We start from the raw sequence: 11,331 nt of genomic DNA, 5'->3' as shown, positions 1-11,331 counted from the left end.
AGTAGGTCATCGTCAAGATTAAATTCCGAAACCCCATTTGCGAAAGCAGATGGGGTTTTGTTTTGGGCGGTCGAAAAGACAGCTAACATCCCAATTCCGCCAACAACTGCCCACAGTGCTAAAGTCGCACCCTCGATTTTTGCTTTTCCCAAGGAAGCCGTTATGCCGGATGCGACGTCCCTCAGCCCTGGATTCATGGTAGTTCACGGCAACCGCCTGGACGAACTGCGCAGCCTAGCGGTCAGTTGGATGCGCCGCTATCCCCTCGCGCCCCTGGAAAACGAAATCGCCCTAGTCCAAAGCAACGGCATCGCCCAGTGGCTCAAGCTGGCCCTGGCTGAAGATCCGGAAGACGACGACATGGGCGGTTGCGGCATCGCCGCAGCAATCGATGTTCAACTGCCCGGCAGCTTTATGTGGCAGCTCTACCGCATGGTCTTGGGCAAAGATGAAATTCCGCCCAAGTCCCTGCTCGATAAAGCACCGCTGACCTGGCGCCTCATGCGCCTGCTGCCGGAGCTTATCGATCAACCGCACTTCGAGCCGCTGCAGCGCTTTCTCACCCACGACACCGATCTGCGTAAACGCTACCAACTCGCCGAGCGCCTGGCTGACCTGTTCGACCAATATCAGGTCTACCGCGCTGATTGGCTCGAAGACTGGGCTGCCGGCCGCCACCAACTGCGCAACGGTCGAGGCGAGTCAAAACCGCTCAATCCAGCCAACTGCTGGCAAGCCGAACTATGGCGCGCACTGCTGCTGGATGTCGGTGAAGAAGGCATGGCCGAAAGCCGCGCCGGGGTTCACCAGCGTTTTATCGAGCGCATCAATACACTGGATACAGCGCCTGCGGGCCTGCCATCCCGAGTCATTGTTTTCGGCATCTCCTCGTTGCCCGCCCAGGCACTGGAAGCCCTCGCCGGCCTCGCGCGATTCAGCCAAGTCCTGCTTTGCGTGCACAACCCCTGCCGTCACCATTGGTCTGACATCGTCGCCGATAAAGACCTGCTACGTAACGAATACAAGCGCCAAGCGCGTAAAGCCGGCATGCCGGTCACCATCGACCCACAAACCCTGCACCAGCACGCCCATCCGCTGCTGGCCGCCTGGGGCAAACAAGGCCGTGACTACATCAGCTTGCTGGACAGCTACGACGACCCCAACAGTTACCGCGCCGCATTCCGCGATGGTCGCATCGACCTGTTCAGCGACAGCGAGCCCCCCACACTGCTCAACCAGCTTCAGGACGACATCCTGGAACTGCGTCCACTCAATGAAACCCGCGAGCTATGGCCCGCTGTCGACCTGGAACGTGATACCTCCATCCGCTTCCACATCGCCCACAGCGCCCAGCGTGAAGTGGAAATTCTCCACGACCAGTTGCTCCAACGCTTCAGTGCCGACCCCTCGCTGCGCCCGCGAGATATCATCGTCATGGTCCCGGATGTCGACAGCTATGCGCCGCATATCCGCGCCGTGTTCGGCCAACTCGAACGCAATGACCCACGCTTCATCCCGTTCACCCTGACCGACCAGGGCCAACGCGGCCGCGACCCGTTGCTTATCGCCGTCGAACACCTGCTGAAACTGCCCGACAGCCGCTTCCCGGTCAGCGAGATCCTCGACCTGCTCGATGTGCCGGCCCTGCGCGAACGCTTCGCCATCCAGGAGCGCGACCTGCCGACGTTGCATCGCTGGATCGAAGGCGCCGGCATCCGCTGGGGGCTCAACGCCGAACAACGTGCCGGCCTGGGCTTGCCAACAGAGCTGGAACAAAACAGCTGGCGTTTCGGCCTGCGCCGCATGTTGCTCGGTTACGCCGTAGGCACCGGTGCCGCGTGTGAGGGTATCGAGCCCTACGATGAAATCGGTGGCCTCGACGCAGCGCTCATTGGTCCTCTGGTCGCTTTGCTCGACGCACTCAACGACGCACATCAAGCGCTGTCGCTGCCTGCGGCTCCTGCGCAATGGGGTGAGCGCCTGCAACGGCTGATGCAACTGTTCTTCCTGCCCAGCAGCGAACACGATGACTACCTGCTGGGCCAACTCGAACAGCTCAGGGAAACCTGGCTGGAAACCTGCGAATCCGTCGGCCTGCAGGACGAGTTACCCCTCACCGTAGTCCGCGAAGCCTGGCTTGCAGGTCTGGACCAAGGTCGCCTCTCCCAGCGTTTTCTCGCCGGAGCTGTCAATTTCTGCACTTTGATGCCCATGCGAGCGATCCCATTCAAGCTCGTTTGCCTGCTCGGCATGAATGATGGTGATTACCCACGCGCCCAACCCCCACTGGACTTCGACCTGATGGGCAGCGACTACCGCCCCGGCGACCGCTCACGCCGTGAAGACGACCGCTACCTGTTGCTCGAAGCGCTCCTGTCAGCCCGCGACCAGCTGTACATAAGCTGGGTGGGCCGCAGCATCCGCGATAACAGTGACCGCCCTGCGTCGGTACTCATCGGCCAACTGCGTGACCACCTTTCCAGCGGCTGGCACCACGCTAATGGCGATGAATCGCTGATCGACGCCATGACACAAGAGCACCCATTGCAACCGTTCAGCGCCCGTTACTTCCATGAAGGCGACGCGCTGTTCAGCTACGCCCGTGAGTGGCAATTACTGCACGAAACGCTGGATGCCATGCCAAAAGAAGAGGAACTCAGCTCGCATCAACAGGACGAGCCCCTTAGCCTCGGCCAGCTTCAAGACTTCCTGCGCAATCCGGTCAAACACTTCTTCAGCCAACGCCTGAAAGTGTTCTTCGAGGCCGCCGAAGTGCCACTGGCCGACGAAGAACCCTTCGTTCTCGACGCCCTGCAACGCTACAGCCTGAGCGACAGCCTGCTGAGCGCCGCACTCACCCAACCCGATCATCTCGACCAAGCCCTGAACGCCCAGGCCCTGCGCCTGCAGGGCAGTGGCCTGTTGCCTATGGTGGGTTTCGGCGAATGCCTGCGCAACGAACTGATCGAACCGTTACCCGATCTGTTGCGACGCTATCAGCAACTGCTCGCGCTCTGGCCCACCCCGCACACCGGCGCCGAACCGGTCAGTTTTGAGCATAATGGCGTGCAGTTGGAAGGCTGGATCAGTGGTCTGCATCGACGCAGCGATGGCGGGTTGCTCAGCGTTACCACCATCCCCAACAGCATCGGCTCGATCAAGACCCGCAAGTGGCATCGCCTGATTCGCCCCTGGGTCAATCACGTGGTTGCCTGCGCCTGTGGCCTGCCGCTGAGCACCGGCTTGGTGGCCAGCGATGACACCCTGCTGCTGCCACCTCTGGATAAAGCCAATGCCCAGGAAATCCTCGGTAACCTATTGCTGGCCTGGAATACCGGGATGAGCCAACCGTTACCCGTCGCCGTCAAAACCGCTTTCGCTTGGCTTAGCCAGACCGATCCCGCCAAGGCCCAGGCGGCGGCCAGCAAAGCCTACGAAGGCGATGGCCTGACTACCGATGGCGAACGCCGCGAAACCCCGGCGCTCACCCGCCAATTCCCCGACTACGCCACGCTCATCGCCAGCGAAGAATTCGAAGGTTGGTGCGAAACCCTGTATCGCCCGCTGCTCAATGCCCCGTGGCGATCACTCACAGGCGAGGAGGCCGGCGCATGATTAGCAAACCCTTGGCCCTGGCCTTTCCGCTCAAAGGCAGCCAGCTGATTGAAGCCAGCGCCGGCACCGGCAAGACCTTCACTATCTCTGCCCTCTACCTGCGCCTGGTTCTCGGCCACGGAGGCGATGAATCAGGCTTTGGTCGCGAACTGTTGCCGCCGCAAATCCTGGTGGTGACCTTCACCGATGCCGCCACCAAAGAACTGCGCGAACGCATCCGCATCCGCCTGGCTGAAGCAGCACGCTTCTTCCGCGAAGAAATTGAACAGCCCGACGCTCTGATCGCTGATCTACGCGACGAATACCCACTCGAACAATGGCCCGCCTGCGCCAACCGCTTGGACATCGCCGCCCAATGGATGGACGAAGCCGCCGTCTCGACGATCCACAGTTGGTGCCAGCGCATGTTGCGCGAGCACGCCTTCGACAGCGGTAGCCTGTTCACCCAAACCCTGGAAACCGATCACAGCGACTTGCTCGGCGAAGTGTTGCGCGATTACTGGCGACTGTTCTGCTACCCGATGCACGACGACGCACTCAATTGGGTGCGCAGCAACTGGGGTGGCCCCGCCGCATTGATGCCGCGAGTGCGCGCGTTGTTCGGCAGCGAACGGCCCACGGATGAAGCCCGCGAGCCCGCAGAGCTGATCACGGCCTGCCTGCAAGAGCGCCGCGAAGCGCTGACCGCCATCAAGGCGCCCTGGCAACAATGGGCCGCCGAGCTGCGCGACATCTGCCTGCAAGCCGTGGCCGCCAAAGCTGTCGACGGTCGCAAGATGCAAGCCCGCTACTTCGAACCCTGGTTCGAAAAGATCAGTGCCTGGGCCGCTGACGAAACCCTCGAACAACTCGACATCGGCACCGGCTTCACCCGCTTGACGCCCGACGGCATGGCCGAAGCCTGGAAGGGCGAGCCGCCGCAGCATCCTGGCATCGACGCCATGGCCGGTCTCAAGGCGGCCCTTGATGCTCTGCCAACCCCCGACGCCGCCGTGTTGCAACACGCGGCCGGCTGGGTCGGCAAACGCTTTGAAGAAGAAAAACGCCGTCGCGCCGAAATGGGTTTCGACGACATGCTCATCCGCCTCAACGCTGCACTGCAAGCCGACGGCGGCGAACGCCTGGCCAGTGTGATCCGCGAGCAATTCCCGGTAGCCCTGATCGACGAGTTCCAGGACACCGACCCGGTGCAATATGCCATCTTCGACAGCATTTACCGCATCGAAGAAAACCACCTCGACAGTGGCCTGTTCCTGATCGGCGACCCCAAGCAAGCGATCTACGCCTTCCGTGGCGCCGATATCTACACCTACCTGCGCGCCCGTCAGTCCACCACCGGCCGTCATCACACGTTGGGCACCAACTTCCGCTCCAGCCACGCGATGGTCGAGGCGGTAAACCACGTGTTCCAGCGTGCGGAAACAGGTCGCGGCGCATTCCTGTTCCGCGAGCCCAATGGTGAAAATCCGGTGCCGTTCCACTCGGTACTGTCCCAGGGACGTAAAGAACAATTGCAGGTAAATGGCCAAACGCTGCCAGCCATGAACCTCTGGCACTTGCCTACTGACCAGCCGGTTTCCAACGTGCTGTATCGTCAGCAACTTGCGGCGGCCTGTGCCACGCACATTGTTGAATTGCTCAACGGCGGGCAGCAGGGCAGCGCAGGCTTCTTACAACCGGACGGCAGCTTCAAAGGCGTGCGTCCGTCAGACATCGCCATCCTCGTGCGCGACGGCAAGGAGGCCCAGGCCGTGCGCGCCGAGTTGGCCGCCCGTGGCGTGCGCAGCGTCTACCTGTCCGACAAGGACTCGGTCTTCGCCGCCCAGGAAGCCCACGACCTGCTAGCCTGGCTCAAGGCTTGCGCCGAACCGGATGTGGAACGTCCGCTGCGTGCTGCTCTAGCCTGCGTCACCCTGAACCTGTCACTGCCGGAACTGGAACGTCTGAACCAGGACGAACTGGCGTGGGAAAGCCGCGTCATGCAGTTCCGTGGCTACCGTGCGATCTGGCGTACCCAAGGCGTGCTGCCGATGCTGCGTCGCCTGCTTCACGACTTCAAACTGCCGCAAACCCTGATCGCGCGCAGTGATGGCGAACGTGTTCTGACCAACCTGCTGCACCTCAGCGAATTGCTACAACAGGCCGCATCGGAACTGGACGGCGAACAGGCACTGATCCGCCATCTGGCCGAACACCTGGCACTTTCTGGTCAGGCGGGTGAAGAACAAATCCTGCGCCTGGAAAGTGACGAGCAACTGGTCAAGGTCGTGACCATCCACAAATCCAAAGGCCTGGAATACGACCTGGTTTTCCTGCCCTTCATCTGCTCCGCCAAACCCGTGGATGGCAGCCGATTGCCCCTTCATTACCACGATGAAACCGGCAAATCCCAAGTCAGCCTGCGCCCTACGCCTGAGTTGGTCGCCCAAGCCGACAATGAGCGCCTGGCCGAAGACCTGCGCCTGTTCTACGTCGCCCTGACACGCGCCAAGCACGCCTGCTGGCTGGGCATCGCCGACCTCAAGCGTGGCAACAGCAACAGCTCCGTGCTGCACCTGTCGGCGCTGGGCTACTTGCTCGGTGCAGGCGCCTCGTTGGGTGAGTCCGCCGGCTTGGCACGCTGGCTCCTGGACCTTCAAGAAGGTTGCACCGCCATCAACTACGCCCTGGTGCCCGAAGCGCAAGACATCCTTTTCCACCCACCGCGCAACGAAGCCACGCTACGAGCGCCGCTCCTGCCCAAGCGCAAGGCTGCGGAAAACTGGTGGATCGCTTCCTACAGCGCCTTGCGCATTGGCGACAGCATGAGCGCCGCCCCGCTCGAAGCACCGGAAAGTCCACAGGCCCAGAAGTTGTTCGATGACGAACGGATCGACCCCGATGCACCTCGCGAAGTGGCGGCATCCGGCGGCGATATACACCGTTTCCCACGCGGTCCTAACCCAGGGACCTTCCTCCACGGCCTATTGGAATGGGCAGGGGAGGACGGCTTCAACGTTACGCCCGAGGCCATCGAAAAAGCCGTGGGCGCCCGCTGCAACCGGCGCAACTGGGAAGGCTGGATCATCACCCTCAGCAGCTGGCTCGGCCACCTGCTGCAAACGCCATTGCCTGTGGACAACGGTCACGTCTCCCTCAGTGGTTTGCAGCAGTACCAGATCGAGATGGAATTCTGGTTTGCCAGCCATAAGGTTGATGTCCTCGCCGTCGACAAACTGGTGTGCCAATTCACCCACAACGGCGCTTCCCGCGTTGCCGCCGAACCTGTATTGCTCAACGGCATGTTCAAGGGCTTCATCGATTTGACCTTCGAACACGATGGCCGCTATTACGTGGCCGACTACAAATCCAACTGGCTGGGCCCCGACGATTCGGCCTACACCTTGGATGCCATGGAACAGTCGATCCTCGATCATCGGTACGACCTTCAATACGTACTTTACCTACTGGCCCTGCACCGCCAACTCAAGGCGCGTCTGCCGGACTACGACTACGACCGCCATATCGGCGGCGCGCTGTACATTTTCCTGCGGGGCACGCAGTCCGCGAGCCAGGGCGCGTATTTCACCCGTCCGCCGCGGGAGCTGATCGAAGGCCTGGACCTGCTGTTCCAGGGTAAGCCCATCCCGCCCAAGGTTGAGCCCGCCTGGGAACAAGGAGTGTTGTTATGAGCCTGTCGCCGCTACCGCTGGAGGCGCTGATGCCCCTCAGCCGCGCCGCTGACCTGGTGCAACTGCTGGAGCGCTGGGTCGATCGTGGCTGGTTGCGTGCCTTGGACAAAGCCTTCGTGGGTTTCCTGCACGAGCTTGATCCTCAGGCCGACCCGCTGGTGCTGCTGGCCGCCGCGCTGACCAGCCATCAATTGGGCCATGGTCACGTCTGCCTCGACCTGTTCGAAACCCTCAAGGCGCCGGATTTTGCCCTGTCATTGCCGCCAGAGGGCGATCTGCAAACCGGCGCCATGTTGTTGCCGTCGCAGTTGCTGGAAGGCCTGGACGGCGCCCACTGGTGCCACGCACTGGCCGCCAGTCACCTGGTGGCGTTGGCGGTCGATGGCAGCGAATCCGCGCAGAGTCGTCCTTTGGTACTGTCCGGCAAGCGCCTGTACCTGCGCCGCTATTGGACTTACGAACGGCGCATCGACAGCGCCTTGCGCCTGCGTCTTGCCACCCAGGAAAACGTGGCCGTCGATTTGCCGCAGCGCCTCAACAGCCTGTTCGATCAACCGCCGCCCGACGGTGTGATCGACTGGCAAAAACTCGCCTGCGCCCTGGCCACCCGCGGCGCATTCAGCATCGTCACCGGCGGCCCTGGCACTGGCAAAACCACCACCGTGGTGCGCCTGCTCGCGCTGTTGCAGGCGCCGGCTGTGGAATCTGGCAGCCCATTGCGCATTCGCCTGGCCGCCCCCACCGGTAAGGCCGCCGCACGCCTCACCGAATCCATCAGCCAACAAGTGCTGTCGCTGAAAGTGCCGGACAGCGTGAAGGAAAAAATCCCGACCCAGGTCACCACCGTCCACCGCTTGCTGGGCAGTCGCCCAGGCACACGGCATTTTCGTCATCACATCGGTAACCCATTGCCCCTGGATGTGCTGGTGGTGGACGAAGCCTCGATGATCGACCTGGAAATGATGGCCAACCTGCTCGACGCCTTGCCGCCCCACGCACGCCTGGTACTGCTGGGTGACAAGGACCAACTCGCGTCGGTAGAGGCGGGCGCTGTCCTCGGTGACTTATGCCGCGACGCCGAAGCCGGTTTCTACAACGCCGACACCCGTCAGTGGCTGCAAGCCGTCAGCGGCGAAGACCTCAGCGCCAGCGGCCTGCAGGAAGACCTCGACGGCAGCCACCCCCTGGCCCAGCAGGTGGTAATGCTGCGTTACTCGCGACGTTTCGGCGAAGGCAGTGGCATCGGCCAACTGGCGCGCTGGGTCAACCAGCAAAACGCTGAAGAAGCCCGCAAGCTGCTCGCCGCGCGCAGTCACGCTGACCTGTTCTGCGTCAGCCTCAAGGGCGAACACGATCACGCCCTCGAACGGCTGGTGCTGGACGGGCAGGGCGACGATGCCGAGGGCTATCGCTATTACCTCAACTTGTTGCAGAGCGCCCGCCCGTCGCCGGATACGCCGCGTGAAAGTGAGGCCTGGACCCTCTGGGCGCAACAACTGCTGCAAGCCTTCGACGCGTTCCAACTGCTCTGCGCGGTGCGCAAAGGGCCCTGGGGCGTGGAAGGCCTGAACCTGCGCATCACCGCCGCCCTGCGCAAGGTGCGGCTGATCGAAGGCGACGAGCAATGGTACGAAGGCCGCCCGGTGCTGATGACCCGCAACGATTACGGCCTGGGCCTGATGAACGGCGACATCGGCATCGCGCTCAAACTGCCCGAAAGCGACGGCGGCCCCCAGGTGCTGCGCGTGGCCTTCCCACGCAACGACGGCCAAGGCGGTGTGCGATTTGTGCTGCCCAGCCGTCTGAACGATGTGGAAACCGTGTACGCCATGACCGTGCACAAATCCCAGGGCTCGGAATTCACCCATACCGCGCTGATCCTGCCGGATGCGCTGAACCCGGTGCTCACCAAAGAGCTGATCTACACCGGCATCACCCGGGCCAAGCGCTGGTTCAGCCTGATCGAGCCCCGAGGCGGCGTGTTTGAGGAGGCTGTCAGGCGCAAGGTCAAGCGTTTGAGTGGGTTGATGCTGGAGCTGGGTCACGAATCGGAAAAAACTGACTGATAGGTCATGCCAGATTTCTGGTTCAGTCGCCTGATTTTTCTGGAAAAATAGCGGCCCCTGCGAAGACCTACACTTCGCGGGGTTTTCCGCCGCTGTGCTATCGTTGCGGCATCATCTAAAAAACACCTGAGAGAATCGCTGCATGAACGTGGCTGTCTCGCCCACAGAGCGCAGTTTGAGCTGGAGACGCATGCTGCTGGTGGCGTTCCTGTGCGTGTTCGCGCCACACGCTTTCGCCCAGGCGCCCGACCCTGCGGGCCTTGCCGCCCAGCGTGCGCAGGCCGTCACCCAAGTAGTATTGGGTATCCTCAGTTATGCGCGCTGGCCGGTAGAACCTGCGCAATTGCGCCTGTGCATCGTTGGGCCGACCCAATACACCGACGACCTGATCAAAGGCACCACCCAAGCCACCGGCCGCCCAGTGGTGGTGCAGCGCCTGCTGGCCAGCCATCCCGATATCGTCAATGCGTGCGACGCGGTGTACATCGGCAAGCTTAGCGCCGATGAGCGCAGCCAGTTGTTCACCTCGTTGATCGGCCATCCGGTGCTGAGCATCAGCGAAGGCGGCGACCAATGCACCGTGGGCAGTCTGTTCTGCCTGCGGGTGAGCGATGAGCAGGTGTCGTTCGAGGTCAACCTCGACTCCGTCGCCCGCAGCGGCGTGCGCATTCACCCGAGCGTGTTGCAGTTGTCCCGCCGCCGAGCGACTGCGTCATGACAGCCGTCAAAGCGCGGCCGACCCTGCGTTCCGTCATTGGTCGCGGACACATGATCCTGGCGCTGGTGGCGGTGACGCTGGCGAGTGTTTCCCTGACCCTGCTTGGCGTGCTGGCGCTGCGAGTCTATGCCGAGCACAACCTGCACCTGATCGCACGCTCCATCAACTACACCGTGGAAGCGGCGGTAGTGTTCAACGACAGCGCGGCGGCCACTGAAGCCCTCAGCCTGATTGCCTCCACCGAAGAAGTGGCCGAGGCCGAAGTCTTCGATGCCAATGGCAAGCTGTTGGCGAAGTGGATACGCCCGGAAACCGGCATGCTCTCGCGGGTCGAGTTGGAGCTGGCGCACACTCTGCTCGAACAACCCATCAGCCAGCCGATCCTGCATCAAGGCAAAGCCATCGGCAGCATTCATCTGACCGGCCACGGCGGTAGTCTGTTGCGCTTTTTGCTCAGCGGCCTGGCCGGGATCCTCATCTGTACCGCCCTCAGCGCATGGGTTGCCCTGCACCTGGCGCGGCGTTTGTTGCGCGGCATCACCGGCCCATTGCAAAGCCTCGCCGCCGTGGCCCATGCCGCCCGTAGCGAGCGCGATTTCGACCGCCGCGTGCCACCGGCGCAAATCGCCGAACTCGACAGCCTCGGCAGTGACTTCAACGCCTTGCTCGGCGAAATGGAAGCCTGGCAGAGCCACCTGCAAAGCGAGAACGAATTCCTCGCCCACCAGGCCAACCACGACAGCCTCACCGGCTTGCCCAATCGTGCGTTCTTCGAAGGCCGTTTGATCCGCGCCCTGCGCAGTGCGGCCAAGGCCAAGGAACAGGTGGCGGTGCTGTACCTCGACAGCGACCGCTTCAAAGAGATCAACGACAGCTTTGGCCACGCCGCCGGCGACGCCGTCCTCGTCGCCGTGGCCGAGCGTGTGCGTGCGCAATTGCGTGAAGATGACCTGGTGGCACGCCTGGGCGGCGATGAGTTCGCCATCCTGCTGGCGCCATTGCACAAGGCAGAAGACGCCGAGCGCATCGCCGACAAGATCATCGCCAGCATGGACCGGCCCATCCCCGTGCCCGGCAACACCCAGGTGTTGACCTCCCTCAGTATCGGCATTGCCATTTACCCCGATCATGGCGCCACCCCTGGCACCTTGCTCAATGCCGCCGACGCGGCGATGTACCAGGCCAAGCGTTTGTCCTCGGGCGGCCAGCAAACGGCGGAGTCGGATAACCCCGTCGTCAACGTTCAACACAGGAGTTGACC

The 11,331-nt window shown here is 62.4% G+C and carries 6 protein-coding genes; 5 read left to right on the top strand and 1 reads right to left on the bottom strand.

Translation table 11 applies throughout. The annotated features are described in order from the left end of the window. Window positions 1–197: hypothetical protein (locus tag ACP7BX_RS28615; protein ID WP_426160894.1), on the bottom strand; the 197-nt coding region annotated here is incomplete at its 3' end. Between ACP7BX_RS28615 and recC the strand changes: the two genes are divergently transcribed. From recC to ACP7BX_RS28590, 5 genes are all read left to right on the top strand, one after another. Beyond that, entirely contained in the window at window positions 163–3,615 is a 3,453-nt protein-coding gene (gene recC, locus ACP7BX_RS28610) for an exodeoxyribonuclease V subunit gamma (protein WP_426130972.1), read from the top strand. The genes ACP7BX_RS28615 and recC overlap by 35 nt on opposite strands. Beyond that, complete coding sequence (gene recB / locus ACP7BX_RS28605) at window positions 3,612–7,286, top strand: exodeoxyribonuclease V subunit beta (RefSeq protein ID WP_426130974.1); 3,675 nt, start codon at window positions 3,612–3,614, stop codon at window positions 7,284–7,286. Before recC ends, recB begins: the two co-directional genes overlap by 4 nt. After that, window positions 7,283–9,352 carry an exodeoxyribonuclease V subunit alpha gene (recD, locus tag ACP7BX_RS28600; RefSeq protein WP_426130976.1) on the top strand — a complete coding sequence of 690 codons (2,070 nt, stop codon included), beginning with the start codon at window positions 7,283–7,285 and terminating at the stop codon, window positions 9,350–9,352. The genes recB and recD overlap by 4 nt, the downstream gene beginning before the upstream one ends. A gap of 142 nt (window positions 9,353–9,494) precedes the next feature. Continuing rightward, entirely contained in the window at window positions 9,495–10,070 is a 576-nt protein-coding gene (locus tag ACP7BX_RS28595; RefSeq protein WP_426130978.1) for a YfiR family protein, read from the top strand. Next, complete coding sequence (locus ACP7BX_RS28590) at window positions 10,067–11,329, top strand: diguanylate cyclase domain-containing protein (RefSeq protein WP_426130980.1); 1,263 nt, start codon at window positions 10,067–10,069, stop codon at window positions 11,327–11,329. Before ACP7BX_RS28595 ends, ACP7BX_RS28590 begins: the two co-directional genes overlap by 4 nt. Window positions 11,330–11,331: the final 2 nt, after the last annotated feature.

Source organism: Pseudomonas sp. DWP3-1-3b3 (genome assembly GCF_049896305.1).
In the GTDB taxonomy this organism is placed as follows: domain Bacteria; phylum Pseudomonadota; class Gammaproteobacteria; order Pseudomonadales; family Pseudomonadaceae; genus Aquipseudomonas; species Aquipseudomonas azotoformans_A.
This window is presented reverse-complemented; position numbering and strand designations above follow the sequence as displayed.